This is a genomic window from Streptomyces sp. NPDC001770, assembly GCF_053596135.1.
The window spans coordinates 1-26,857 of record NZ_JBSFFN010000023.1 but is presented as its reverse complement, the minus strand read 5'-3'; the positions used below and the strand labels follow the sequence as shown (position 1 = coordinate 26,857).

At 69.2% G+C, this 26,857-nt stretch carries 21 protein-coding genes; 10 read left to right on the top strand and 11 right to left on the bottom strand.

Features of this window, described 5'->3' with window-relative positions:
- Position 1: 1 nt before the first annotated feature.
- From ACWCSV_RS20890 to ACWCSV_RS20870, 5 genes are all read right to left on the bottom strand, one after another.
- A complete protein-coding gene (locus tag ACWCSV_RS20890) occupies positions 2–820 on the bottom strand; it encodes an ABC transporter permease (RefSeq protein WP_451144293.1) in 819 nt (272 codons plus the stop codon).
- Between the two features lie 3 nt (positions 821–823).
- Positions 824–1,876, bottom strand: a complete 1,053-nt coding sequence (locus tag ACWCSV_RS20885; protein WP_451144291.1) for an ABC transporter ATP-binding protein — start codon at positions 1,874–1,876, stop codon at positions 824–826.
- Between the two features lie 37 nt (positions 1,877–1,913).
- A complete protein-coding gene (locus ACWCSV_RS20880; RefSeq protein ID WP_451144289.1) occupies positions 1,914–2,462 on the bottom strand; it encodes an N-acetyltransferase family protein in 549 nt (182 codons plus the stop codon).
- A 157-nt stretch (positions 2,463–2,619) separates the two neighbouring features.
- Positions 2,620–4,044 (bottom strand): lysine--tRNA ligase, encoded by a 1,425-nt coding sequence (lysS, locus tag ACWCSV_RS20875; protein WP_451144287.1) that lies wholly within the window; start codon positions 4,042–4,044, stop codon positions 2,620–2,622.
- 233 nt (positions 4,045–4,277) lie between these two features.
- Positions 4,278–5,471 carry a glycosyltransferase gene (locus ACWCSV_RS20870; protein ID WP_451144285.1) on the bottom strand — a complete coding sequence of 398 codons (1,194 nt, stop codon included), beginning with the start codon at positions 5,469–5,471 and terminating at the stop codon, positions 4,278–4,280.
- A 1,135-nt stretch (positions 5,472–6,606) separates the two neighbouring features.
- Between ACWCSV_RS20870 and ACWCSV_RS20865 the strand changes: the two genes are divergently transcribed.
- The 6 genes from ACWCSV_RS20865 to ACWCSV_RS20840 all read left to right on the top strand — a co-directional run bounded on the left by ACWCSV_RS20865 (position 6,607) and on the right by ACWCSV_RS20840 (position 13,809).
- Positions 6,607–7,476, top strand: a complete 870-nt coding sequence (locus ACWCSV_RS20865; protein ID WP_451144283.1) for a TauD/TfdA family dioxygenase — start codon at positions 6,607–6,609, stop codon at positions 7,474–7,476.
- Positions 7,477–7,553: 77 nt separating this feature from the next.
- Entirely contained in the window at positions 7,554–9,128 is a 1,575-nt protein-coding gene (locus tag ACWCSV_RS20860) for a pyridoxal phosphate-dependent aminotransferase (RefSeq protein WP_451144281.1), read from the top strand.
- On the top strand, positions 9,121–9,930 hold the full coding sequence (locus ACWCSV_RS20855) for a BtpA/SgcQ family protein (RefSeq protein WP_451144279.1): 810 nt from the start codon (positions 9,121–9,123) through the stop codon (positions 9,928–9,930). Before ACWCSV_RS20860 ends, ACWCSV_RS20855 begins: the two co-directional genes overlap by 8 nt.
- A gap of 151 nt (positions 9,931–10,081) precedes the next feature.
- Positions 10,082–10,786 (top strand): cupin domain-containing protein, encoded by a 705-nt coding sequence (locus tag ACWCSV_RS20850; RefSeq protein ID WP_451144277.1) that lies wholly within the window; start codon positions 10,082–10,084, stop codon positions 10,784–10,786.
- Positions 10,779–12,410: a class I adenylate-forming enzyme family protein gene (locus tag ACWCSV_RS20845; RefSeq protein WP_451144275.1), complete on the top strand. Its 1,632-nt coding sequence runs from the start codon at positions 10,779–10,781 to the stop codon at positions 12,408–12,410. Before ACWCSV_RS20850 ends, ACWCSV_RS20845 begins: the two co-directional genes overlap by 8 nt.
- 7 nt (positions 12,411–12,417) lie before the next feature.
- Positions 12,418–13,809, top strand: coding sequence for an aldehyde dehydrogenase family protein (locus ACWCSV_RS20840; protein ID WP_451144273.1), 1,392 nt, complete (start codon positions 12,418–12,420; stop codon positions 13,807–13,809).
- A gap of 86 nt (positions 13,810–13,895) precedes the next feature.
- Here ACWCSV_RS20840 and ACWCSV_RS20835 read toward each other — a convergent pair whose 3' ends face one another.
- The 4 genes from ACWCSV_RS20835 to ACWCSV_RS20820 form a co-directional block, all read right to left on the bottom strand.
- Positions 13,896–15,188, bottom strand: coding sequence for a nucleotide disphospho-sugar-binding domain-containing protein (locus ACWCSV_RS20835; RefSeq protein ID WP_451144271.1), 1,293 nt, complete (start codon positions 15,186–15,188; stop codon positions 13,896–13,898).
- Between the two features lie 35 nt (positions 15,189–15,223).
- The gene (locus tag ACWCSV_RS20830) at positions 15,224–16,435 is read right to left on the bottom strand and encodes a 4Fe-4S cluster-binding domain-containing protein (protein ID WP_451144269.1); all 1,212 of its coding nucleotides are present in this window, start codon (positions 16,433–16,435) and stop codon (positions 15,224–15,226) included.
- Positions 16,432–16,950, bottom strand: a complete 519-nt coding sequence (locus tag ACWCSV_RS20825) for a hypothetical protein (RefSeq protein ID WP_451144267.1) — start codon at positions 16,948–16,950, stop codon at positions 16,432–16,434. The genes ACWCSV_RS20830 and ACWCSV_RS20825 overlap by 4 nt, the downstream gene beginning before the upstream one ends.
- Positions 16,951–17,045: 95 nt before the next feature.
- On the bottom strand, positions 17,046–18,053 hold the full coding sequence (locus ACWCSV_RS20820; protein ID WP_451144443.1) for an aldose epimerase family protein: 1,008 nt from the start codon (positions 18,051–18,053) through the stop codon (positions 17,046–17,048).
- Positions 18,054–18,374: 321 nt separating this feature from the next.
- On the opposite strand from ACWCSV_RS20820, the gene ACWCSV_RS20815 reads away from it, so the two are divergent.
- From ACWCSV_RS20815 to ACWCSV_RS20805, 3 genes are all read left to right on the top strand, one after another.
- Positions 18,375–19,316 (top strand): LLM class flavin-dependent oxidoreductase, encoded by a 942-nt coding sequence (locus ACWCSV_RS20815; RefSeq protein WP_451144441.1) that lies wholly within the window; start codon positions 18,375–18,377, stop codon positions 19,314–19,316.
- A 70-nt stretch (positions 19,317–19,386) separates the two neighbouring features.
- Positions 19,387–20,154, top strand: a complete 768-nt coding sequence (locus ACWCSV_RS20810) for a class I SAM-dependent DNA methyltransferase (protein ID WP_451144265.1) — start codon at positions 19,387–19,389, stop codon at positions 20,152–20,154.
- 537 nt (positions 20,155–20,691) lie between these two features.
- The gene (locus ACWCSV_RS20805) at positions 20,692–21,906 is read left to right on the top strand and encodes a cytochrome P450 (RefSeq protein WP_451144263.1); all 1,215 of its coding nucleotides are present in this window, start codon (positions 20,692–20,694) and stop codon (positions 21,904–21,906) included.
- 111 nt (positions 21,907–22,017) lie between these two features.
- Here ACWCSV_RS20805 and ACWCSV_RS20800 read toward each other — a convergent pair whose 3' ends face one another.
- Together ACWCSV_RS20800 and ACWCSV_RS20795 are read right to left on the bottom strand one after the other, a co-directional pair.
- On the bottom strand, positions 22,018–23,100 hold the full coding sequence (locus ACWCSV_RS20800; protein ID WP_451144261.1) for an SIS domain-containing protein: 1,083 nt from the start codon (positions 23,098–23,100) through the stop codon (positions 22,018–22,020).
- 83 nt (positions 23,101–23,183) lie between these two features.
- Positions 23,184–24,341, bottom strand: coding sequence for a glycosyltransferase family 2 protein (locus ACWCSV_RS20795; protein ID WP_451144259.1), 1,158 nt, complete (start codon positions 24,339–24,341; stop codon positions 23,184–23,186).
- Positions 24,342–24,910: 569 nt separating this feature from the next.
- Here ACWCSV_RS20795 and ACWCSV_RS20790 point away from each other — a divergent pair.
- On the top strand, positions 24,911–26,746 hold the full coding sequence (locus tag ACWCSV_RS20790; protein ID WP_451144257.1) for a glycoside hydrolase family 3 N-terminal domain-containing protein: 1,836 nt from the start codon (positions 24,911–24,913) through the stop codon (positions 26,744–26,746).
- Positions 26,747–26,857: the final 111 nt, after the last annotated feature.

Below are 26,857 nucleotides of genomic sequence, written 5' to 3'. Positions count from 1 at the left end.
ATCAACCTCCCTGGGAGAGGACTCGGCGTCCGGCGCGCTGCCACAGGAATCGGGTCAGCAGGGAGAGCAGGATCACCCAGAGCGCCTGGAAGGCGAGTTGGTACGGCGCCTCGGAGAGCGGTGTCCGCCCCACGTAGATCGAGAGCGGCACGGAGAGCGTCGCCCGGAACGGCAGGAGGGCGCTCACTTCCTGGAACCAGCCGGGGAAGAACCACAGGGGGGCGTAGACCCCGGACAGCAAGTTCTGGGCGAACTGCAGGATCAGCATCGCGGAGCTGTTACGCAGCGTCCAGAAACAGAGCAGGTCGATCAGGAGCATGACGTGGTGGAACACCCACTGCCCGAGCACCATGCTGAGGGCCGCGACCGCGGCGACGGTCCACGAGGACGGAAGCCCCACCACACCCGCGGCGGCGCACACCGCGAGACCGGCCAGGAACCACACCGCTCCGTAGCCCTGGTCCCCGAGCGCGCGCAGCGCGTAGTAGCGGCGGGGCGGGAGGGGGCGCAGGAACCAGTAGACGATGGTGCCGTAGTGCACGTGCTGGGACACCGTGTCCCGGGCGGCGTAGCGGTCCAGGCCCCGCAGGGGGCCCGCGAGCACGGCCAAGACCGCGTAGCCGACCGCCTGTTCCCGTGTCAGTCCGCCTCTCGTCCCCGTGCCGAGGTCCGCGTACAGGCCGCGCCAGAGCGAGGTGACCAGCACGAGATGGACGGTGAGGCGGAACAGGCTCGCGGTGATCCGGGGCGGGCTCAGCAGCTCTCCGAGCGACGCGGTCCGGGCTATGCGCAGGGCCCCGCCGAGCGTGGTGGCGGCCATGGCTCAGTTGCCCCGCACCACGTGGGCGGGCGACGGGACGGCTCCCACCGGGCCGGCGGAGTCGGCCGCTCTCAGGTAGGCGGCCCGCATGACGTCCTCCAGATCGGTCTCCTCCATGGTGATGCCGGAGACCTCGTGGCGACCGACGATCCACTTCAGCGCCTCGTGCACGGTCGGTGGCCGTGGACCGTCGGGCCCGAACACGACGTGGCCGCCCTGGCGGCTCAGCACGGCTGTCCCGGGCATGGGTTCGACGGGCACGACAGGATCGGCCAGAGTGATGCGTACCTGCCAAGTGCTGCCGAACCGCCGCCGCATCTCGTCCAGCGAACCGTCCAGCACGACCCGCCCGTGGTTGATCAGCACCACCCGCTCGGCGAGACGGGCCACCTCGGTCATGTCGTGGGTCGTGAGCAGCACGGTGCGTCCGCGCTGCTCGACCTGGTGCCGCAGGAAGCCACGCACCTGCTCCTTCACCACGACGTCCATTCCGATGGTCGGTTCGTCGAGGAACACCACCGGCGGGTCGTGCAGCAGCGCGGCGGCGAGGTCGCAGCGGACACGCTGCCCCAGGGAGAGGTGCCGGACACGAGTGTCCCAGAAGGACGACAGTTCGAGCAGAGTGTCGAACTCCGCTATCCGCGCCCGGTGTTCACTGTCGGTGACCCCGTAGATGTCCCTCAGGATGGAGAAGGACTCCCGGACGGGGAGGTCCCACCAGAGCTGACTGCGGTGGCCGAAAACCGCTCCGATGTTGTGCGCGTTGCGCTCACGCTCCCGGTACGGAACCACACCCGCCACCCTCGCCTCGCCCGCGCTCGGCGTGAGGATGCCGGTCAGCATCTTGATGGTCGTCGACTTCCCGGCGCCGTTGGGGCCGAGAAGCGCCAGCAACTCCCCCTCGCCGACGCTGAAAGAGACGTCCTCGACCGCCGTCTTCACGATGCGTCGGGGATTCACCAGGGATCGCAGCGCGCCCATCGGGCCGGGACGGCGCACCGTCGTGTGAAAGAGTCTCGACAGCCCGAGAGCCTCGATCACCGGTGTCTCGGTCATGGCATCTCCCCTCGCTTCGATGTACGCAGCGCCCTGGTCAGCAGGAACCGCAGGTGCCCGCCGCGCCCCCGGGGTCCGCGCCCAGGGGCTTGGACAGGCGCAGCTCGCTCTCCTCGCCCAGCGGGCCTGCCGGGAGACGTTCCGTGGGGCCGCCCCTGCCCCGGCCGCTCCCGAAGCCGTGACGTCCGTACAGCGCGAGAGCATCGCGGTTGCCCGGCCGTACCGACAACCGGAGCGTGTGCGCGTGGCGGAGGGCGGCCCACCGCACCACTTCGTGGATCAGCCCGCCGCCCACACCCCGCCCCCGGGCGGCAGGGGCCACCCACATCGAGATCAATTCGAAGACGTCGGCCTCGTCGGCGGGCACGCCGCTCACCATCCCGGCCGGCCGGCCGTCGAGGTGGGCGACGACGTTGTGCGAGTCCGGGATGTCCAGGCGGGCCCGCCAGCGTTCCTCCCGGTCTCCTAGCCCCTGCCACTCCACCAGGGTCGAGCCAAAGGCGTGGGGCGCCTCGGAGAGCGCGGCATGCCGCAGTTCCCTCCACGTCCGCCAGTCGTCCGGTCCCAGAGCCTGAAATTCGAGCACAACCCAAGACAGTGCACCGCGAAGATCGGTATCGGCAACCGGAATCGCCGAAGTCCCCGGGTGGGTCGCGGCTGGAGGGCGGGCGACCGCCCGGCGCGGACACCCCGGGTTCCCCGCCGTCCCCCGAGGGGCCCCCGCCCGGGGGAGCCCGTCCCCGTCAGTCGTTGTTGTCCCGCCGCATGGACGGGAAGAGCACCACGTCCCGGAGGTTGGGGGCGTCGGTGAGCAGGGCGATCAGCCGGTCGACGCCGAGCCCGAGACCGGACATGGGAGGCATGCCGTACTCCATCGCCTCGATGAAGTCCTCCTCCAGCATCATCGTTTCCTCGTCGCCCGCGTCACGCATCTCCAACTGCTCGGTGAGGCGCTTGCGCTGCTCGGTGGGATCGACCAGCTCCGAGTACGCCTTGATCAGCTCCCACGTGTGGACGACCACCTGGAACATGTCCAGCCGGGTGGGGTCCTCGTCGCTGCGGCGGGCGAGCGGCGCCAGCTCGACCGGGTGGTGGAGCAGGAAACACGGCTGGATGAGGTGCGGACGGACCGTGCGCTTGTACAGGACGTCGACCATGGCGGCGTAGGAGGGCGCCTCCGCGATGTCCGAATCGGGGTAGGCGGCCTTGACCTCGTCCCGGAGAGTCGGGAGGTCCTGGACGACCGTCAGGTCGATCCCCGTACGCTCCTTGACGGCTTCACGGAAGTCGATCTCCGGCCACTCGGCACCGAAGTCCAGTTCCACGCCCTGGTAGGTGACGACGGTGGTGCCGAGCGCCTCCTGCATGACCGTCAGGACGAGGTCACGGACGACCCGCATGTTGTCGCGGTAGTCCCAGTAACCTGCGTACCACTCCAGGCTGGTGAACTCCTGGAGGTGCGAGGGGTCCGTGCCCTCGTTGCGGAAGAGCTTGCCCATTTCGTAGACGCGTTCCATGCCGCCGGCCACGACCCGCTTGAGGTACGTCTCCGGAGCGATGCGCAGGTAGAAGTCCTCGTCGAGGGAGTTGTGGTGCGTGACGAACGGGCGGGCCGCAGCACCGGACGCCGCTTCCTGGAGGATCGGCGTCTCGACTTCGAGGAAGCCCAGGCCGTCGAGGTAGCGCCGGATTCCGGAGACGATCCGTGAGCGCGCACGGAAGCGGTCACTGGATACCTGATTGGCCAGCAGGTCGAGGTAGCGACGGCGGTAGCGCACCTCGGCGTGCGTGATTCCGGCCCACTTGTCGGGGAGTTGCCGCTGCGACCGGTTGAGGACGACCAGCTCGGACACGCCGAGCGTCGGCTCGCCCTTGTTGGAGGTGTACTTCTGGCCGGAGACTCCGACGAAGTCGCCCATCTTCACCTCGGTGGACCACGCCGCGAAGGTCTCGGGGTCGAGCTCGTCCCGGCGCAGCGAGATCTGGACCCGGCCACTGCGGTCCAGGATGTGGCCGAAAACGAGGCCGCCGAACCGCCGCCACAGCACCACTCGTCCCGCCAGCCGCGCTTTGACTCCGTCGACGGCCTCCTTGACGTCGGCGGCGACGGCGTCCGTCCGGTAACTGGCGGCAGGCGTGAAGGGGGGCACAGAAGAGGGCGTGCTCATGGGACGAGTTCAGCTCCTTGCTCGGCAGCGTCCCCCTTGGGGGACACGGCAGATGTGACCTGAAATTGTAGCAGGATCGATGCGTCCGTCCGGGCGTCGAGCGGCTACAACTGCCTTGTGAAATACGTGGGATGAGCGGCCAAGATGCCTGGTCGCGGCGGAAACGGGCGTCGTCCCGGGGCGCCCGGCCCAGCCGGAACGAACGCCCCGGAGCGGGCCCCCGCGGCAGCGCCTCAGCCGGAGTACCCATCCACGGGATAGCGGATCTCCCGCGCTCCGGGAGTCTCGGCCATGAGCCGGCAGTAGCCCAAGTGGTAGGCGAGACCGGCGAAATGGGGTGCGGTCTCATTGAACAAGTAGGTGAAATGGTCCACTTCCACGCGTGCGCGCCAGTCCTGGAGGAGCAGACCGGGGTTGCGGTCGGCGACGCGGCCGAAGATCTCGGCGGCACCCGGATAGTCCTCACGCGCCTGAAGCACCAGGCCCCGGTTGATCTCGGCGTGCAGCAGGCTCGGCTCCAGGCGGAGTGCCTCGACGAAGTCCGCGTCGGCCTGGTCGAGCCGGCCGGAGGCCAGGTTCATGACGCCGACCATGTTCCGGAAGGTGGCCTCGCCGGGTTCGAGCGCGGCCGCCGTTTCGAAGGCCCGCAGGGAGTCCTCCGTCCGGCCCGCCGCGCGAAGCACATGTCCGTGGTGCGACCAGGCACGGGGCGAGGAGGGCTCCAGCTCGACCGCCCTGGTCGACCACGGCAGGGCCTCGTCGATCTCTCCGACCAACCGCAGCAGGAACCCCACGTAGGCGACCCACATGCCGTTGCCCGGATACTCGTGGATCTGCTGCTTGGTCAGTTCGATGTACCGGTACGTCTTCGCGGCCCGCTGCCCGACAGGCCGGACTCCGCCGAAGTGATTCAGCATGAGGCCCGAGTTGACGATCCGTCCGCCGCGGTCCTCCACCGCCTCCTCGACCGACTCACCCACTCGCCGGCGGTAGCGGATCTCGGGGTGGTTGCGGAAGATGCGCACCGTGCGGTCGCTGGCCACTCCCCCGAGCGGGGTGAGATTGAACCGCATGACGCGGAAGGCCATGTCCCGCTCGTCGGCGCCCCGGATCTCCTCGGCTATACGGCGCCACTCGTCCTCGATGAACACCTCGTCGGCATCGAGGAAGAGCACCCAGGGGGTCCGCACGTGGTCGAGCGCGATGTTGCGGGCCGCCGAGTACCCCTGGTCCATGGTCGTCCGGAAGACTTTGTCGGTGTACTTCCCGGCGATCTCAAGAGAACGGTCGCTCGAGCCCGTGTCGACGATCACCACGTCGGCGCAGTGCGGAACCGTGGCCGCCAGGCACTGCGGGAGAAACGCCTCCTCGTCCTTGACTATGAGGCAGAGCGTCAATTCGGGCAGGTGGAAGTCGGCTTGCTTCATGGACGTACTCCACTCGACGATCGGTCCGGCGCACATCCGGAACCTCACAGGAGGTCGGCTCCGTATACATTCCGGAGGGACATGACGCATGAAAGCCGCCTCGTGACACCTGACGGACACACGGCGGCCGATTCGACCCACAGGAAAGCGAGGGAAAATCCACTCGCCGAAAGTTCGGGAACACCGCCCGGCGGCGGGCCGGCGCGGGTGGCACATCGGAGGACGCGGAGCGGCCGGAGACAAGGTATTTCGTGGCGGTTGCCGACGCCACCGTTCACCGCTTCACGCCGGCGGACGAATCGGCTGCACTCCTGCTGTCCGGCGGTTCACATCCCGTTGCGGGATCACTATTCATGACGTTTCGGTTCGAAGGCTGCTGAATTCTTCGCCAGGGACAGCCGCCAAGGTACCAGCGACTCACCGACTATTTCAAGAACGTAACGGCGCATTTGATATTGGCTGGAAATCGATACCCGGCACAGCTCGACCTTCGGGCGCAAACCATAATATTGACCACTATTTCTCCCCGCCGGCAGCCAGTCGATTGAGGGTGCACCGCCGAATTTGAGCCATCCAACGCTTACGCCCACCACAAGCGGAACATCCGACACCGCAGCCGCCCGGAGCCCTCACGAGGTCGTGTCGCAGAACCGTCGAATATCCCCTTCATGCGGACGATGGGCAGTTCGGAGGTCTACACACGGAAGTCCCGGATGGCCACAGATGAACTGTTTATCGCGCGGGTTGTTACCAATGACCAGTATGCGCCCCCGGAGATCACCGACACGGCCTAGGCATTGGGCGAAATCTGGGGTTAGCCTGTGGAGCCGACGAACCCAGCACCACGCATCAATGCACATCGGTTCCGTCGCTCGCCGTCTCCCGCTCCACGTATGCCATTTTCACCCCAGTAATAGGGCCGAGGGCCGTCCCGTAATCCCTGTGTGTACGCGACGACAGCTACGACACCTCGCCGCACTCGTCCGAACGTCCTCTACATCCAGTATGCGGACATTCCTCCGCCGCGCGGTGCACCACATCCGACCCCGCACACCGATCCATCGCGGATTGCGGGGCAGGTCCTGGCAATGGGTTTCATCGACTGTGTCGAACACAGAATCGTCGGAGGCAGAACGTGCTCTTGGGAACCTTTACCGAACGGTCAGGAGACCCACATTGCCGCCTGCGTGACGAACTCCTTTCGGCGGATTCGGTCCTGAAGAAACCGGACATCGTCCCCCTCGTCCCGCCCGCCGGTTTTCCGGGCTCCGCGGGTGTCCCGGATTCCGCGGCCCGACAGCTGATGTCCTCCCTCCGCGAACACGGTCTCGCCCTCGCCGAACTGGACGAGCCCCTGTCCACCCCGGACTTCCGCCGGCTCGGTGCCCTGCTGGGAACGCCCGTCCCGGAGACCGATCCCGCCGTGCTGCCCTACGTGGACGAGGGAGTGGTGCTCAACCTCGTGGCGGACGCCGGGCACACCAGGGAAGTGGCTCTGCAGCCCTTCGCCAGCACCGCGCTCACGCTGCACAGTGAGGGCAGCGGTCGCGCGACGGCCGATCAGCCCCGCTACGTCGTGCTGATGTGTGTCGAGCCGGGCGACAGCAGCCAGGCCGTGACCGCGCTCGTACCCATGGACGCCGTGGGCGGGGACCTCTCCCCGCAGGTCGACCGCCTGCTGCGGACGACCCGCTACGCCGGCGCTCCCGGTGTGCCCACGGTCGCCCGCGAGCGGGACGGACGGACCGTCTACTCCTTCCGCGACTTCCACGGAGTTCCGCTGCGGTGGAGCTGCGACGACGAGCACGCCGACGAGGAGACCGTGAACCAGGCGTTGCGGCATCTCCTGGAGCGCATGTACGCGCCGCGGCACTGCTACGGCGTCACGTGGACCCGGGGCCTGCTCGTCGTCATCGACAACACCCGCTATTTCCACGGCCGTACCGCGGGCCGGGCCGCGTCGGCGGGCCGCCTCCGGCATCTCCGGCGGCTCCGGATCCGCTGAGGCCGCCCTCCGGCACCTCCGGCACCAGCGAAGCGACCTGCCGACGCCCCCGCACACGAGCATGTCTGGGAGACGTGATGAACCTCTTCGCCACCGCACCGCCGACCCGGCGGATCGAACTGCCCGAAGCCGCCCGCACGGCGCCCGCGGGAACGCACGCGCTCCCTCCCGACAGTGGTCCGCTCGTCCCCGTGGTGGATCAGCGGACCCTTGAGGTGTTCAGGCGCGCGGTCAACCCCGAGGACGTGACGGAACTGCGCGATCTGTGGCTCGGCAGGGTCGAGCACGAACTGGGCCACCACTCCACGCGCGCCTGGCAGGCCGAACTGTGGCGGTCCTCCACCGCCCGCCGCGGAATCGGGGCCGAGGAGGTGCTCTCGTCCCGGGCCACGGTCCGGCTCGTCAAGGAGCTCTTCAACTTCTACTTCCGCGAGGACCTTTACGGGGACCTGCGCAAGGACGTCCGCCACATCCTGTCCGGCGGTTCGGTGGACGAGATCAGCTGGGGTCTGCCCGAGGCCCTGAAGGAGACCATGCGTTACGCGCTGGACCGCGACTGGTACGGCTACTCCGACTCGTGCGGCCGGTTCCCTCCGCGCCAGGCCGTCGCGGCCTACGAGAGCGCGCGCATCCACGGGGCCACGTACACGGCGGACAACGTGGCACTCACCATGGGAGGCACCTCAGCGGTCAGTTCCATGGCGGACTTCATCCTGACGGGCCGCCATGTCGGCGGCGAGCCGGCCCTCTGCGCCATCCCCAACTACCCGCCGCTGGTGGAGTCCGTCGCGCGCCGAGCAGCGGTGAAGCTGGTGCCGCTCGGCACGGAGAACGGGGTGATGTCCGTCGACGCGCTGATCGACGCCCTGACCCCCCGTACCCCCCTCGTGCTGCTCCAGACCGCCGCCAATCCCACCGGTGCGGCCGTCGACGAGGCAGAACTGGCCCGGCTGATCCGCGCGGCCTCGCCCTCGACACTCATTCTGCTGGACGAGTGCCACGAATGGCTGGGCGAGCCCCGCACCATGTCCAGCCAACGGGCGGCCCCCCATGTCGTCAGGATCTCCAGCCTCTCGAAGAACTGGTCCGCACCGGGTATCAAGGCGGGCTGGATCGTCGCCGACAAGTCGTTCATCGCCGACTACTACGAGTACGCGTCCACCAGCTTCGGTGGCCCACCGTCCTTCCTCTACACCACGATCGAGGTACTGGCGCGAATGGAGCGCTGGATGATCACCGGCGTCGACCGCGTGGGTGCCGAGGAGCTGGGCGAGTTCGAGACCTCGTACGCCCTGCGCCGCGATCAGCTCCAGGCCGCGTACGACAGCTACCGGCAGGACCGTGGGGACCGGGAGGCGGCGCTGCGGCTGCTGCGGGACGCGTCGGGCACGCGCCTCTCCGCGTTCTCCCACGTGACGCGCCCTGAGTACTCGATCAACACCATGGTCCGCTTCGGACAGTGGGACGACTCCTACCTCTGTTTCCGCGAACTGCTGCGCACAGCGGGGGTATCCGTCTATCCGGGCATCCTCAACTTCTGGTTCGACAGCGCGATCGCCCGCGTCACGACGGCTCGCCCGTGGGAGGACCTGGAGCCGGCGTTCCACCGCCTCGGCTCGGCCATCGGTGAATCACGGCCCGCCCATGTCTGAGTTCTGGATCGGCCCCGGGCGCAAGACGGTGATCGGCATGATCCACCTCCAGCCGCTGCCGGGTACCCCCCTCCACGAGGAGGGCACCTTCCGGAAGACGCTGGACATCGCGGTGGCCTCGGCGCTGGCGCTCCAGGAGGGCGGTGCGAACGGCTGTCTCGTGCAGACGGTGGACCGGCTCTACGGCACCGGGGACGACTGTGATCCGGCCAGGGCCGTGGCCATCGGGCTGATCACCGATGCCATCGCGCGGGCGACCGGCCGCAGCCCGGACTTCCGGATCGGGGTACAGATCATGCGGAACGCCCTGAGCGCCTCCTTGGCCGTGGCGAAGATCGGCGGCGGCTCCTTCGTCCGCGCGGGCGCCCTGGTCGGCATGACCCTGACGCCCCACGGGATGGTGACCGCCGATCCGCTGCGCACAGCCGAGTACCGGCGGCGGATCTCCGCGCAGGACATCGGGATCGTCGCCGATGTGGACTCGACACACTTCCGCTGGTTCGGCGGCGGAAAGACCACCGGAGAGGTCGCGAGGGTCGCCCGGGGTGTGGGCGCCGACGCGGTCTGCCTCGGAGACCCCGAGGAATCGCTGACCCTGGAGATGATCGCCTCGGTGCGGTCCGCCGCCCCCGGCCTGCCGGTCGTGCTGGCCGGTCACACCCACCACGAGAACGCCCGTCGGCTGCTCGCGGCGGCGGACGGGGCGTTCGTCGGCACCTGCTTGGAGCGGGGTGGCTGGGGCGGCCGTATCGACGTGGACCTGGTGCGGGACTACGTCGGCATCGCCCGCTCCCTCGAATGATCCACGCCCACCGGACCGCGCCACGCGCCGACCGCCCCACCGCGGCCACCACCCCCCTCGACGGCGGACCGCTCCGCCCGCCTCGGCACCACCCGAGGAGTACGCCCCGACCGTTCCGCCCCCGTCCGTACTCGACGAAGGGACAGCAACGATGGACATCGCCTTCGATGCCGGCAAGCACATCCGCAACGTCCTCACCTCCCCCGAGGTGAAACTGGTGGACTCACGGCACCAGATCCTCCCCGGAATCCTCGGCACGGTCGGGGCGGGCGAGCTGATCGCCGACGACACCCCGATAGGCGTGGACCGTCTCATCATGGAGTCCGGATCCCGCTTCGAACTCCACACGCACCCCGGTGCCCACATCCTGTACGTGCTCCGCTCCCGCGGCTTCATCCACATCGACGGCGTGGACTACGAGATGGGGCGGGGCGACACCGTCTTCGTTCCGGCCGACTACGCGCACGGCGTCCGGACCGACCCGCAGGTGCACGAATCGCTGGAGATACTCGCCTTCGGCGTTCCCCACATGCCCCTGGAGTCCGCCGAGCGCATGACGTTGGTCGAGGAACCGGTGCCACGGGCCGCCGGTGCGCCCGGGGACGACGAACTTCTCCTCGTCCTCGGTCTCGTACGGGGCAGGCTGGCCGATCCGCACACCGCGTGCGGTCCCGCCGAGGCCGATGTGCCGCTCATCGAACTCGGCTTCGACTCGCTGCGCAGCGTGGAACTGCTCGTCCACCTCGAAGCGGCCCTGGGGATCGAGCTCCCGGCCGACCTGATCACGCCGGACACCTTCCGCACCGCCCGGACCATCGCCGCGACGGTACGCACCCTGAAGCGGCCCCATGGCTGACCGGTCAGCGGTGGATTCCGTCCCCGCCCACCGCTACCTGGGGGCACCCTTCCTCCCGGGCACCCCGGCCATCAGCTCCATGCTCGACCATGTCGACCGCCAGGCCGCGGCAAGGGGGGACGCCCCGTACCTCACCGTCGTGGGCGAGGGGCCGCCCGAAACCCTCGACTACCGCGCCCTGGACCGCGACAGCCGGCGCATCGCCGAGTGGCTCACCGGACTCGGCCTCCCGGACGGCGCCCCGGTCGGCCTGTTGCCGGTCAACGACATCCCGTCGGTGGTCGCGATCTACGGGGCGATGAGGGCGCGCCACCCGGTGCTGTTCCTCAACCCCGCCGATCCCGTGGCCCGTCTGCGCGAACAGACGGAAGCGCTGGGCGTCGAGGTGGTGCTGCGGGGACCGGCCGTGGCGGACGCCGCCCTGCCCGTCGGCACCGCCCTGCCCGACCCCCGGACGCTGCCGGACCCGCCGCGGGGGGCGCCGCCCGTCCCGGCACCCGTACCGGCAGACGCCGACGCCCTGTACTTCGGGACGAGCGGTTCGACCGCCGCCTCCAAGCTCGTCGCCCAGACCCACGCCAACTGCGTCGCCAACGCGGAGGCCATGGTGCGCCATCACCGCCTGGGTCCCGGCAACCGCTTCCTGGGCTGCCTGCCGATCCACCACGTCAACGGCGTTCACCTCACGCTCTTCGCCACACTGGCCGCCGGCGCGCACGGCATCCTCGCCGAACGGTTCAGTCCCTTCGGCTACCCGTCCCTGCTGACTCGTTTCCGGCCGCGGGTGGCGAGTGTCGTACCCAGCGTCCTGGACGCACTTGCCGCGTCCTGGCGTCGTCCCGAACTCCCTCGGGAGTTCGCCTACTTCGTGTCCGCCGCCGCCCCCTTGTCGACAGAGACGGCACGGGCTGTGCACGACAGGCTCGGAGCGCGGGTGCTTCAGGGATACGGCCTCACCGAGACGACGAACTTCTCCACGACCCTGCCGACCGGACTGTCCGACGCCGCCTATCGGCGGCTGATGCTGGACACCGACATTCCCTCGATCGGTACCGCGGTGCACGGCAACGAAGTCGCGGTACTGCTACCGGACGGAAGCCGGGCGGCCGCGGGCCAGGTGGGCGAGCTCTGTGTGCGCGGCCACAACGTCATGTCCCGATACGCCAACAACGCGGCCGCGACCGCCGATGCCTTCCGCGGCGGCTGGTTCCACTCGCAGGACCTCGGCCGCGCGACGACGGACGAGTCGACCGGTCAGCCGCTGTACGTCCTCACGGGCCGGATCAAGAACACCGCCAAGATACGCGGCGAGACCGTCTCCCTGGAGGAGATGGAACGGGCCCTGCGCGCCCTTCCGGGCGTACGGGACGCGGCCTGCGCCGCGCTGCCGGACCGCCTCCTGGGCGAGACCGTCGCGGCGGCCGTCTCCGCCCCGCCGGATCTGTCCGACTCCGAGGTACTGGCCCACCTGCGCCGCCACTTCGCCGAGGCCGTCCTCCCCAGCCGTGTCGTCCGGGTCGACCAGGTACCGAGAACGGCCACCGGGAAGATCCTGCGGCCCGCTCTCGGAGAGCTGCTCACCCCTTCCGCACGTACCGCCCCCTCGTCCTCACCGCAGGAGTGAAACCACCGTGTACCTGCCGAACGCATCCGGTGAAAAGCCCACTTCGGGCGAGCGCAGTACCCTGTCCGACCCCCGCACTGGCCTGTTCCGCACACACGTCGCCGTCGCCCGCGAGCCGGAAGTCGCCGAGGTGGTCGCTGCCGCCCGCGCGGCGTACCGGGGCTGGGCGGCGCGCACGCCGGCCGAACGGTCCCGGTCCCTGCTGCGACTGGCGGACCGCATCGAGGACCGCAGGGAGGAGTACGCCCACTCCCTGCGCGCCGGCACGGGGAAACCCTGGGCGGAGGCCCTGGGCGAGACCGTCGGGAGCGCGGACGTCCTGCGCTTCTACGCCGGTGCCGCCCGCACGGAGTCCTCGCCGGCCGCCGGCCGCCGGATGGCGGGCCGGGAGAGCTGGGTGCGCTGGGAACCGCTCGGCGTCGTCGCCGCCGTCGTCCCGTGGAACTACCCGTTGATGATGGCCATGTGGCGGATGGCCCCCGCACTGGCGGGCGGCAACTCAGTGGTCCTCAAACCGGCCGAGACCACCCCGGACACGGTCGTCCTGCTGGCGGCCGACGCAGCCGAGCTGCTGGGGGAGCACGTGGTGGGTGTGCTCACCGGGGACAGGGAGACGGGACGGCTGCTCGTGGACAGCCCGGTGGACGGCATCGCCTTCACCGGCAGCCGGGCCGGGGGTGAGGACGTGGTCCGACGGGCGGGGCTCCGGCGCGTCAGCCTGGAGCTGGGGGGCAACTGCCCGGCCCTGGTGCTTCCGGACGCTCCGGCCCACACCTTCACCGCGCTCGCCGAGGCGTCTGTGTTCAACGCCGGACAGAGCTGCGCCGCACCCGCCCGGGTGATCACACTGGCGGAGAACCATGCTGAAACCGTGGAACGTCTCGCGCAGGCGATGGGGGAACACGTGGCGGGAGAGGGGTTGGGTCCACTGAACAATCCGGACCAGACGGCGCGGTACGACCGCATCCTGGCCGCCACGGACGCGGGGGTCCGGCACACCGGCCCGCTGAAGCCCCGTGCGGGCGAGGAGGGCGGGTACTGGCGGCCCACCGAGGTGTTGGCCGACCTGGAGGACGACGCCCCGGCCGTGGTGGACGAGGTCTTCGGCCCTGTGCTCACCGTCCAGCGCGCCCGCGACCTCGACCACGCCGTCCGCTTGGCCAACAGCCGGCCGGAAGCTCTCGCCGGCAGTGTCTGGAGCACGGACGCGGGACTCGCGCTGAGGCTGGCGGGCGAGCTGGACTGTGGCGAGGTGTGGGTCAACTGCCATCTGGACCAGACCCCCGAGCTGCCGCACGGCGGGCGCCGGGGTTCGGGCAACGGTACCGACCTGAGCACCCTGGCACTGGCCGAGTACCAGCGGCCGAAGTGTGTGACGGTCCGTGTGGAGCAGCCCTGAACCCCGGAGTCCGGGCCCGGGGCCTGCCCCGGGCCGGCGCCGGCCGGACCACGTGCCGGCCGGTCCGGCGAGGGGCCGGCCGCCCCTCAGCCGACGGTCCCCGCACCGCCGTTCCCGACCCCTGCCACCAGGCGCGCCGCCAGCTCCGCCCCGCCCGCGGACAGCATCCGCTCGCGCAGCCCGGCGCATGCGGCACGGTGCACCGGATCGTTCAGAGCCTGTTTCACCGCCTGCACCAGGAGTCCGGTGGTGACCGTGGTGTAGGGGTCGCGGAGGTCCCAGGGCGCCACCGATGCCTGCCGAGCGGTCGCCATCTGCGCTGCGGCGATCTGGTCGCCCACACCGGGCAGCGCGACCATGGGGACGCCCGCCAGCACGCTCTCGGTCAGCGAGTTCATGCCGTGGTGCGTGAGGAAGACGTCGGCGTACCCCCCGAGAATCTCTCTCTGCGGCAGGAAGTCTCTGACGATGAAGTTGTCCGGCCAGTCGGGCTGTTCCCCGTTGGGCAGCTCCGACCCGGTCGCCACCACCACGAGTTGGCCGCCGTCCGCGAAGCCTCGGACCAGGTGTCCGAGCATCGTGAGGAGGAACTCGCGTCCCGTCGGGGCACCGCCCACCGGAGAACGGAACCGGAAGTCCGTCAGCACGGTGCCCAACGAGAACAGCAGGACGGGGCGGCCGGCCCGCCGTGCCTCCGCCAGCACCTCGAACGGGAAGTCCCGGGTGTCTCCCTCCTCCCCGCCCCGCGGTGGGGAGGACCCGGGCTCGTACCGGTTGGCCCCCACGCAGGGGCCGACGTACCGGCACGTCGACTCGTACCCGGACAGCAGGGCGTTCAGCCTGGGGGCGGTCGGGTCCGGCGGGCGGGACAGCGGCCTGATCATGGTGACGACCGAGAGGTCGTCGGAAGGGAACAGCACCGGAAGTGAACCCTCACCGAGCAGATCGACCCCGTACGCGGCGCGGTAGTGCGCGTTGGCCACGTCGAGCGCCGGATGCCCACGGCCGTGAGCGACGACGAAGTCCTCGCCGAGGGAGCCGTATCCGGGGCAGGTGACCAACGAGACGGAGGGGACGCCCAGGACCCTGCCCGCGAGGGCCCCGTGCAGGGAGAAGACGTCGTACAGCACCACGTCGGGGCCGAAGTCCGCCGCCTCGGTCATGTACGCGGAGGTGGACGACATCGGCCGTACGAAGCTCTTGTACGCGAGATCGGACAGCCCGGGCGGTGTCTCTCGCGCGGGGTCGCCCACGATGGTCGTGTACCGGGCCCCCGCGGCGGTGAACAGCGCGGCGAGGGACGGCGGGCCGAAGCTCCCGACCTCCTCGACACCGGTGTGGGCCACCAGCTTCTCGACGACGGCCAGCAGGGGGTTCACGTGTCCGACCGCGTCGATCGGAAAGACCGCGACCCTCATATGACGGTGAGGGGAAGCGGCCGACGGGTCTGAAGAGCCGCTTCGATCCTCGGCGTCCGGTAGTCGCGGCCGTTGCAGAACGCGCAGGCGGCCAGATGGGTCGAGCGGCCGTAGAGCCGACGCAGCTGCTCGCGCAGTCGTGGCACCGGCTCGTCCGACGTGAGGTCCACGACGTCGGCGGGGTCTTCCGGGATCGCGCCGAGATTGGTTCCGTTCGCCGAAAAGGGGCACCGGTAGAGCTTGCCGTTGAGGAGAGTGAGGATGTCGTTCACCGAGCAGTTGCGGAACAAGTCGTCGAGTTCTTCCACGCTGCGCTCGACATGGACTATCCGACCGGAGTCGGTCCAGACCGGTATTTTGGTCAAATAGCTTATTCCGTGCTCGTCGAAGGTCCGGATGAGTTCGTCGAACTTCTTCGAATGGACGCCGTAGTTGGTGACGTACACGACGACCTTGCTGTTCTTCAGACTTTCCAGGTTCGCCCCTCGCGGCACTATGGTCGCGTTGGTGTAGATGATGATCTTCTCGACCTGCCCGTACGTGTCGAGCTTGTCGATGACACGGTGGACCTTGGGGTTGACGAAGGGTTCGCCGCCGAGAACGCGGAACTCGTAGAGCCCGTCGATGCTCGCCATGATCTGGTCCACGGCGCGTTCCAGCAGATCCAGATCGCTGTGTTTCGGCTTGGAGTAGTACTGCATCAGGTTGGAGCAGTCCTGGCATTTCATGGAGCAGGCCTCGGTCACCACGACGTCGAGGTATTTCAGGATCAGGGTGTCCTCGGCCCGGTCCCGGGTCTTCAACGTCTCCCGCTTGTGCAGGTCGATCTCCCGCCGGACGAACAGAGGATCCATGCCGAGGTCCGCGTCCGAGAAGTCGAACCCATCGAGCAACCCGACGCAGTCGTGGATGTCCCGGAAACCGAGTTCACGCACCCGAGCGGACATCGACGTCAGGTAGTTTCCGCAGAGAAAGATCACCGTGTCCTGCGGAAGATCTCCCAACTGTTCTGGGGACCGTACTTCCAGACCTCCGACGACACTCCCCTGTTTACTGTGCCGACCGTCCGCGAAACAGGTCACCCGTATTCCGAGTTCTCCCAGGACGTACTGGGCCGCGATACCGATGTCACCGGCACCGAAGAGTACGACGGGGGTTCCGGCGCTGCGCACGGAACCGAGAAAAGTGGGGGGGGTGTAGGAATTCATCGGGATGGCTCTCCTGACCGCAGCGTCTTCTGTAGATGGACATAGCGCCGGCCGGTCTCCGCTCGGTGCACCGGGCCGTGTTGCACGAAACCGAGCTGGTCCAGCAGCGCCCTGGTGCGGACGAGATCGGGGTTCGCCTCCGACCGCAGAGCGTCGGCACCGAGAGCCGTGGCCAGTTCCACCGCCTTCCTGACGGCGCGGACGCCGACCAGGGTGCCCGTCGCCGACAGGGCCGGCGCGACGGCGAGCCTGCTCAGGTACGTGGGCCGGGAGGCGTGGGGGTAGTCCGTGGGTTCCTGGAATCTCGGGGCGGAGGTGAGGGTGAACATCGCGCCGGCCGCTCCGGTCTCCCCGCGCAGCAGGTGTACCGCGCCTTCCCGCACCAGCCGCTCGGTCGTCAGCTCGCGCCGGGCGGGGGCGGCGGTGCCGGACCGGCGGGCCTCGGCCGCGTCGCAGGCCGTGAGCAGCGCGTGCACCTCCGCGGGGTCCGTCGCGGTCTCCCATACGTCGCTCATCCGCGCGCTCAGCGAACGGCAGGGGTCGGGTGGGCGTTCCGGGCAGCGGCGGCGGGCGCGCCACCGGCGGTCGAAGGACGCAGCCTCATGACTGATCAGCCCCGATCTCGTAGAAGGGAGAACTCGTGGGTGGTCCGGTGGTGGTAGGTCTCCCCCGGATCGAGGCGCGCGGAGGGGAAGTCGGGCCGGTTGGGCGCGTCGGGCAGCGGGCCCGTCTCCAGGCACAGTCCCGCACGGGGCGAGCGGTAGTGGTCGGCGGAGTACACGCCGACGGCCGGCTGGTCGGTACTCACCCGCATCCTGCGGCCGCTGCCCTCGTGGGTGAGTTCGGCCGCCCAGTCCGCATCGTCGAGCACGAAGCAGTTGTCGATCCGCCCGGCGCCGATCGGCCTGGACCGCCGGTAGTCGAGGGCGGTGCCCCGGATGTCGCGGGGCGGGCCGGGGAGCGGCATGAGCCCCGCGTCGAACGCCACGAGCCGGTGGGAATTGACGCACAGACGGTGATCGTCCACCCTGGCCCCCCTCCCGCCGAGATTCCAGAACGCGTGGTTGGTGAGACCGACCACGGTGGCGGCCGTCGTACGGGCGGAGAAGTCGAAGGTGATTCTCCCTTCCGTGTCCACTTCGTAGCGGACCCGTGCCGTCAGCGCACCGGGATAGCCCTGGTCCCCGTCGGGACTCTCCAGCCGCATCGAGAGGACGGGCCCCGTCGACGTCGTTTCGGCATCGGCCTCCCACACGTAGGTGTCGAATCCCAGGGAGCCTCCGTGCAGATGATGGTCGCCGTCATTGCGGTCCAGTTCGTGCTCGACGCCGTCCATCTCGAAACGCCCCTGCGATATGCATCGGCAGTACCGACCCACCGTGGCACCCACATAGGCCTTCGCCGTCGGGTCCTCGTAGGCCGACAGCGAAGGAAGTCGCAGGATGACGTTCTCCTTGTTCCCTCTGCGGTCCGGAACCAGGACTTCTACCAGTGAGGCTCCGTAGGTCCAGGCGGTGAGGGCCACATCGCCAGATTCCAGGGTGTAGGCGTGAACTTCGGCGGGTTTCTGTCCGGCATGCCCAGAAGTGACGCCGACCGAATGACGAGAGATACCCAAAAGCGGCCCCCCAAAGGAGTCCCACCATTGATGGTGGATCAGTGTGCGGCATCGGATCGGTGCGTCGCAAGGCAGCGGAGCTTCCGTGTAGCGATGCGTGCGGACGTGAAGACGACGTGGCGGGGTGCCGTGGTCGTCGTCGCACACCCACCAGGAATTACTGGGGCGGGTTAAGCCATTGCCCAGCTCAACCGATTTCTCATTGGAGCACCTTCGTCTACGATGACGCAAGAGTGCGTCCGAACGCGGGCCGGATTGCCCGAACTTTCGTCCGTCATGGTGCAGTTCGAGCATGAGGAGTAATTTTTGATCAGGTTTGGCGTGCATTCGGGACAGCAGTACCGCGACTTTGACGAGTGCCTTGAGCTGTGGCAGCGAGCGGAAAGCTGGGGTTTTGACTGGGTTTCCCTCTTCGACCACTACCGCCCCCCTCTGGGCGGCCCCGACGGACCGTGCATGGACGGACCCACGCTGCTTTCGGCGCTGGCTGCCAGGACCACTCGGGTCCGGTGCGCCATGCTGGTCTCGTCGATGACCTGGCGGCATCCCGCACTGGCCGCGTCGATCGCCGCGACCATCGACCGTGTCTCGGGAGGCCGACTGGAGTTCGGAGTCGGAGCGGGCGGCCCCGACCTCGGCCACGAGCAGTACGGGATCGGCTTACCGGACACCCGCGCCCGGCTGGACATGCTGGAGGAGTCCTGCCGGATCATGCGCAGCCTGTGGACGCGCGAGCGCACGAACTTCGAGGGCAAGCACTTCCAGCTCCGGGACGCCTGCCTCGAACCCAAGCCGGTCCAACGGCATCTGCCCCTCGTGATCGGCGGCGGAGGCGAGAAGCGCACACTGGGCGTCGTCGCCCGCCATGCCGACGTCTGGAACACCTCGGCCTGCGATCTCCCCACGTACGAACGCAAGCTCGGCGCGCTGGCCCGGCACTGCTCGGAGGCCGGCCGCGACATCGGCGACATCCGCTTCTCGATCACCTTCCGATGCGTGCTCGCGGCCGACGAGCGGCAGGTCGAGCGGCGCAGGGCCGAACGGCTCGCCCTACTGCCCTCCGGGTCGAGCGACCTGGAGGAGTACCTCGTGTTCGGCACACCGGAGCGATGCGTCGCCACCCTGCTCCCCTATGTGCGCCTCGGAGTGCGGGACTTTCTGCTCGGCTGCCGTCCCCCGCTGGACTGGGAGACCATGCGGCTCTTCGCAGCCGAGGTCGTCCCCGCACTGCGCGCCGCCGCGGACTCCCCGTCCAGGGCATGACCGCGGCCCTCCGCACCATCCGATGCCGGGTCCACCCGGTCCTTGCCCGCAGTCGACCGAAAGGCCAGTCATGACGTACTACACGGACGAGTTCGCAGCCTTCTTCGAGCGCTACTTCACGGGCTGGGTCCGCACCTACTCCCCTCGGCTCGCCGACTGCCTGGGCGGCACGACGGACAGCGGCGCCGGCACCGTGCTCGATCTCTGTTGCGGCACGGGGATCACTGCGGAGGTGTTCTGCAAGGCCGGCTGGGACGTCGTCGGGGTCGATCGTTCGGAGGGCATGCTGGCCATCTCCCGGCAGAAGCTGGGTAGTTACATCGACAGCGGAGCCCTCACCCTGATCACGGCCGACGCGCGCGACTTCTCGCTCCCGGGCGCGGTGGACGCCGCGATCTGCCTGGACGGGGCCCTGAACCACCTCGACTCGACCGCCGAGCTGGAGGCGTGCTTCTCCCGCGTGAGCGCCTGCCTCGTGGACGGCGGGCAGTTCGTCTTCGACGTCTTCGAGACCCCGCACCTGCGGCACTGGAACAACGTGACACTGACCGACGAGCCCGAGGCCATGATCGCCAAGCGCGGCGTCTGGGACACGGAGAACAGGTACGGCATGCTCCGCATATCCGGCGTGATCGACCAGGGCGGAACCCTTCTCAGGATCGACCAGACGCTGCGCAGCCGCCACTACGACCGGGACGAGATCGCTGCCGCGCTGACGGCGTCCGGCCTGGAGCTCGCGGACCACGACATCGAGCCCTCGTACACCAAGTGCGAGTCCGGATCCTGCTCCCGCTCCTCCGTCCCCTGCCGGACGATCTACCGGGCGGTCAAGGTCTGACGTGCGGGTGGAGCCGGGCCGGGTCCCGTCCGGGACAACCCTGGGGCAACGACCGCCCCACAACACGTAGTCGGCGGGGCCGCACGCCGGGCGTGCCCCGGACCAGCCCACGACGGAGAGGCGGTCGCGGAAAGGAACGGCCGCAACCCGATCTCCCCGGTGCGGACACCTTGAGCACGCGCACACCCCATGGGTAACGTGAGCGGGGCCACCGCAGAGCGACAGTGACGTCTTCCGCGCCTTTCCCATGCCGCCGCGAATTGGCCGCGAATGCGCCGCGGCACGAATGCGGAAGACATCTACCTCCGACCGGTCACATTCACGTGGTTCGTGGATGTCCGTGGAGAACCACCGCACCACCGCGCCACGCATCGGCACTCCACCCGATCAGACTGTTTCCGCAGGTCAAGATGGTGCGTGGCGCAGTGGGGGCGCCGTCCGCGACAACGGAGGACGACCGGACGGGACGCACCGGCACACGAATCTCGGAATTCCGGGCACACCGGCCGGACACCGACGAACAGGGAAGACGGACTAATGCTTTCCAGCGTTGACTTTCATGATCCTCTGACCGTCGCCAATCCGTATCCGACATACGAAGCGCTACAGAGGCTTCCACCGGCGCACACACGTCTGGGATGGTGTTTCACCAAATACCACGACGTCACCGCTCTGCTGCACGATCCCGCTCTCTCGTCGAAGCGACCCGAGATAGACCTGGAGTTGGTACGGGAGTCGGAGCGGGCGGCCGAACGCCGGCTTCGCGAGCACGCGGAGAACTGGTTCCTGCGGATGGACCACCCGGAACACACCCGGCTGAGGCGCCTCACCCGCCAGGCGTTCTCCGCCGAACGCACGGTCGCCATGCGCCCCCGCGTGGAGACGATCGTCTCCGAGCTGCTCGACCCCGTCCGCGACGCGTCCGAAGTGGACGTCATCACCCAACTCGCCTACCAACTGCCCACTTTGGTGATGGCGGAGCTGATGGGCGTGCCACAGTCCGACCGGAAGGCCTTCCTCGCCTGGACCGCCGGGGTCGAGGAGGCCTACAACAAGGGCCCGGACTGGTCGACGCACGTCGCACGGCCCGCCCGCGACGTGTCCGGCCTCGACGCTCTCTGCGACTACGTGGGCGCGATGGCGGAGGAACGACGGGCCCGGCCCACAGGCGACTTCATGAGCGAGATGACGTCGGCCCAGAAGGACGGCGACTTCATGAGCACGGCCGAGATCGTCGCCACCTGCGTGATGCTGATCCGCACCGGACGGGAGACCACGACGAATATGATCGGCAACGGCTTGCTGGCGCTCCTCCAGCATCCCGGCGAGGCGCGCCGGCTGAAGGAGGACCCATCGCTTCTGGGGAGCGCCATCAGGGAGTTCCTGCGTTACGACAGTCCGTTGCAGATCGAGGCGCGTACGGCTGCGGCACCGACCCGCTGCGGCGACGTCCTGATCGACACGGGCGACGTCGTGATGCTGATGATCGGCGCGGCCAATCGCGACGCCGAGGTCTTCTCGGAGCCCCGGCGCCTGGACATCGCGCGGAAGGAGCGACCCCATTTGTCCTTCGGCCGGGGGCCGCACAGTTGCATCGCGGCACAACTCGCCCTCATTCAAGGAGAGGTGGCGTTCGAGAACCTGCTGTGGAAGTTTCCTGAGATGGAGCTGACCGGCGACCCGCTCGAATACCGTCCCAATCCCTCGCTGCGCGGCCTGAAGTCGCTGCGGGTGAGCCTGAGCGGCAACTGAGGCCCACCGAAACCCGGGCCCACCGAAATCCCGGCGCTCCGGTGCCGTCGGCACGGGTGCGCCGGGGCGGCGCCCGCCGCCGCTCCCCCTGCCGGGCCCGGTCCCGTCCTCTCAGCCGCCCTGGGTGAACGGGGTCCGGTCGAGCAGCTGCGCGGTCCGGCAGGCGAGAAGGTCCGCGAAAAGGTGGTAGAGCAGGGGGCTGAACTCCTCCCTGACCCGCACCGGCACCGGCAGGAGGACGCCGTCATCCTTGAAGACGCGGGCGGTGTCGTCCGGGTGCGTCACCACGAACACCCGGCGGCCGATCCGCCGAGCCCGCTCCGCCACCTCCGCCGCCCGCCAGGACGAGCGCCCCGGCGGTGCGACGACGAAGACCGGCATGTCGTGGGGACGGGCGAACCGCTCGACGTGGAACCACTCCTCCAGGTCCTGTCCGCGGGCGAAGACACCGGACGCCTCGATGAATTTGGCCGCGCAGAACTGCGCGGTGCCGTAGGACGGCCCGCTGCCCGTCATCAGGATCACCGGAGATCCGGCCACGACCGGCGCGATCTCGCGGCACAACGGGTCCAGGGCGGCGGCCGTGGCGTCCACTCCGTCGGCGAGTGCGACGAGTTCCGCGTCGAGTGTCCCGGTGCCGCCGTGGGTCTGGTGGCCCCGGGCCTCCGCGATACGCAGGGCCAGTTGCAGAAGGCCCAGCAAGCTGGCCTGGAAGGTGCGTATGCCGGGCGACCTCTCGTTGTCGCGGAGTTCCGGGATCAGCGCGTGATGGGCGGCACGGGCCAGCGGGCTGTCCGGGGCACAGGTGAGTGCCACCGTCAGCGCGCTCTTCTCGCGGGCCCCGATGAGTGCCTGAACGACCCTCGGCGTCGCTCCCGACGCCGAGATGCCGACGACCACCGGCCGGTCACGGCCGTCCGCTGCGAGCCAGGGCACCTGGTACTCGGTGAAGTCCAGAGCCATCGCCGCGGTGGCGGTGACATGGGCGAACGACCGGAAGGCCGGAGCCATCGCGCAGGCCGCGTGGTACGAGTCCCCGTCTCCCACGAGGTGGACGGTGGGCGAGGTCCGCGCAAGGCCGCCCGCCCCGACCACCGAGTCCGCCTGGCGCCCCAGAGACTCCACCCCTGCTCGCAGATCGGCGGCGAGACGGCCGACCTGTCCGGTCATCACCTCGGGGTCGAGTGCGGTCATGTCGATCAGGTCTCCTCGGTGTGTTCCGGGCTGGAGCTGTGCGTTGCCGCGGGGCGAGGGGTTGCCGGCCCGCCCGGGGCGGATCAGGCCGCCGGTCCCTTCGACGAAGGGAGATCCGCATGGACGTCGGTCGCGTGCCGGGCCAGAATCCGTTCCCGAGCCCGTGCCGAGGGCTGCCGGAAGTAGAGGAACTCGCGCGACGTGCGGACGCATTGGGCCGTGGCGACGAGCTCACTGTCTCCCGTGTGGTCGATGACGAGCAGATCGGTGTCCGAGGCCCACTCCTCCAGCGAGGCGCGGACGGTGTCCACATTGCTCCTGTCGACTTCGACCAGACGATAGTCCGGGACCCGCGGGAGACGCCCGTGCAGCGCGCGGACCGCGTACTCGAAACGCAGAGCACATTCCAGCCATCCCAGTTCTTCCGCTCTGGGAATTCCGGCGTCCTTCAATTCCGGGTTGAACGAACGGTCGAGAACCCACTGGGCCGACACTTCGGAGCTTTCGTGACGGGCCGCGAAATAGGCGAGATTACGACGCCAATCGTCGTACATCTCCTGCTCGATGGCTCGGCCGCGCTGATGATGGAGTACGGCGTCCCTGTTGTAGGCGAAGGCCAGGCCCCGCTGACGGAGACGGTAACCCAACTCCGAATCCTCAAGCCCCCAGCCCTTGAAGTTCTCGTCGAACCCGCCGACCGCCAGCACGTGCTCGCGGCGTACGGAGGCATTGCAGCTGAAGAAGTAGTGCCAGCACGTGGCGAGGTTGTTGAGATTGTCCGACAGCTCGTCCAGCAGAATCTGCCGGGAATCCTCCTCCACTACCGGAAGCGCCTCGAAGTCGAGCTCTGCGTCCGGCTCACCCGCACGGTCCGGAAGACCCCCGAGATCGCCGCGCGGACCCAGGACAACCAGGTCATCGCGCAGTTCGTGGTAGCGGAGGTGCTCGGCGACGCAGGTGGGCGCGACGATCTGATCAGCGTCGATGAACGCGATGATCTCGCCGGTCGCCCTCTGGATGCCATGGTTCCGAGCCGCCGAACGCCCCGACCGGTCGGTTCGCGGAAGATAGTGGTAGTGCAGCTGGAAAGAGGGGTCGAGTTCTTCCACCATCGCACCGGTGCCGTCGGTGGACCCGTCGTCGACGACGATCACGTCGAAGGAATGGCCAGGAGGGAGTACTTGGCGGTCGAGGGAATTCAGGCACACCCTCAGAGCATTTCGAGAGTTGTAGGACGGCATAACAACACTGACATGCACGTGACTCACCCCGTCATGCGGAAAGTTGTACATTCGATAGCGTGGCACGCCTCAGCCGGTCAGCGTACATGCGGATGTGCGGTCTGTCACCGGAGCGGGGAAATCGGCCCGCGCCTGGTACGGCTCCGACGACACGCACAGTCCGGACATCTCCCGCACCGCAAGTCCGGATGCATGGGGACGTTCCGGCCGCATTCCGCACCCCGAGAACACGATATGCCCGCCCCGGGAATTCACCGCCCTGAGGACCGCCCCGTAATCCCTGGTCTGCCCGGAAAGGCGGCGGCACCCTCCTCGGGCCGCTCCCGGCCGACCGTGCGGGCGCCCGCCTCACCCTTCGGTGGCCCCCGGCCACGGTCGCCCCGGCGGCGGAAGTCCGGCAGCGGGAAAGCGGCCGGCCGACTCACCGTTCGGCCCACCCACTGGGCGGGTTTGCCCGTAATTCTCCGGAGGCGGTGGCAGCGCGGCCGGGCGAGGACCCTTGACCGGAAGTTACTTTCCATATATCCGTACCTTCTTGGAAGTTTCTTTCAGTACCGGAAGGGGCTCACGTGCACCACCGCACCTCCAGACGCACCCTGCTCGCCGCGGCGGCGGCAGGCGCGGCGGCAGCGGCCACCGGCACCGTCGCGATTCCGGCCGCCGCGACGGACCGGACGGACTCCCGCCACGTCCCCGCGGACCGGCTCCGGCGGATCGTCGCCGGGATGTCCCTAGAGGAGAAGGTCGGCCAGCTCTTCGTGATGCGGGTGTACGGCCACTCCGCCACCGAGCCGGACCAGGCGGACATCGACGCCAACCTGGCCGAGATCGGAGTCCGTACGGCCGCCGAGATGATCGCCAAGTACCACGTGGGCGGGATCATCTACTTCACCTGGGCGCACAACACCCGTGACCCGCACCAGATCGCCGCGCTCTCCAACGGCATCCAGCGGGCCGGGCTCGCCGGTCCGTCGAGGGTGCCGCTGCTGGTCTCCACCGACCAGGAGCACGGGATCGTCTGCCGGGTCGGCGAACCGGCCACCCTGCTGCCGGGCGCGATGGCGCTGGGCGCGGGCGGTTCGCGCGCCGACGCCCGCCGGGCGGCCCGGATCGCGGGCACCGAGCTGGCCGCCCTCGGCATCAACCAGAACTACGCGCCCGACGCCGACGTCAACGTCAATCCGGCCAACCCGGTCATCGGCGTACGCTCCTTCGGCTCCGACCCGGACTCCGTGGCGGGGCTGGTCGCCGCGCAGGTGAAGGGGTACCAGGGCGCCGGGATCGCCTCGACGGCCAAGCACTTCCCGGGCCACGGCGACACCAGTACCGACAGCCACACCGGGCTGCCGGTCATCACCCACACCCGCGAGCAGTGGGCGGAGCTGGACGCCCCGCCGTTCCGGGCGGCCGTGGCGGCGGGCATCGACTCGATCATGAGCGCGCACATCGTGGTCCCCGCGCTCGACCCGTCCGAGGACCCGGCGACCCTGTCCCGGCCCATCCTGACGGGCATCCTGCGCGAGGAACTCGGCTACGACGGGGTGGTGGTGACGGACGCCCTCGGCATGGAGGGAGTGCGCACCAAGTACGGCGACGACCGCGTCCCGGTGCTCGCGCTGAAGGCGGGCGTCGACCAGCTGCTCAACCCGCCTACCCTGGACGTCGCGTGGAACGCGGTACTGACCGCCGTACGGAACGGTGAACTCACCGAGGACCGCATTGACGAATCGGTTCTGCGGATTCTGCGGCTGAAGGCGAAACTCGGCCTCTTCCAGGACCCGTTCGTCGAGGACTCGCAGGTGGACAAGGTCGTCGGCACCCGGGCTCACCTGGCCGCCGCCGACCGGATCGCCGAGCACACCACCACGCTCCTCGCCAACCCCACCGGCCTGCTGCCGCTCTCCCGGCGCACCCACCGCAGCATCCTGGTGGTGGGCGCGGACCCGGCCTCCCCGTCCGGTACGACCGGCCCGCCGACGACCACGCTGGCCGCGGAGTTCACCGCGCTCGGCCACACGGCGACGGCTCTGTCCACCGGTACGGCGCCGGCCGCGGCGAAGATCGCCGAGGCGGTGGCGGCAGCGGCGGGCAAGGACGCGGTGGTGGTCGGTACGTACAACGTGACGGCGACCAGTTCCCAGCGCACCCTGGTGAGCGCCCTCGCCGCGACCGGGGTTCCGGTCGTCACGGTGGCGATCCGCAACCCGTACGACATCGCGCAGTTGGCGGGTACGGGGTACGCAGCGAGCCTCGCGGCGTACTCCTGGACCGACGTCGAACTGCGCGCCGCCGCCCGGGTGATCGCGGGTCACGCCGAACCGGGCGGCCGGTTGCCCGTCCCGGTGCCGCGCGCGGACGACCCGTCGCAGGTGCTGTACCCGGTGGGCTACGGCCTGGAGTACTGAGCACCGGAGCACTGGGCACCGGCCGGGCCCCGTCCCGGAAACGCGCCCGGCGCGCGCCCGCTGTGGAAGCGGCGGGGGGCGCGGGGGGGGGCGGCGGGGGTGGGGGGTGGT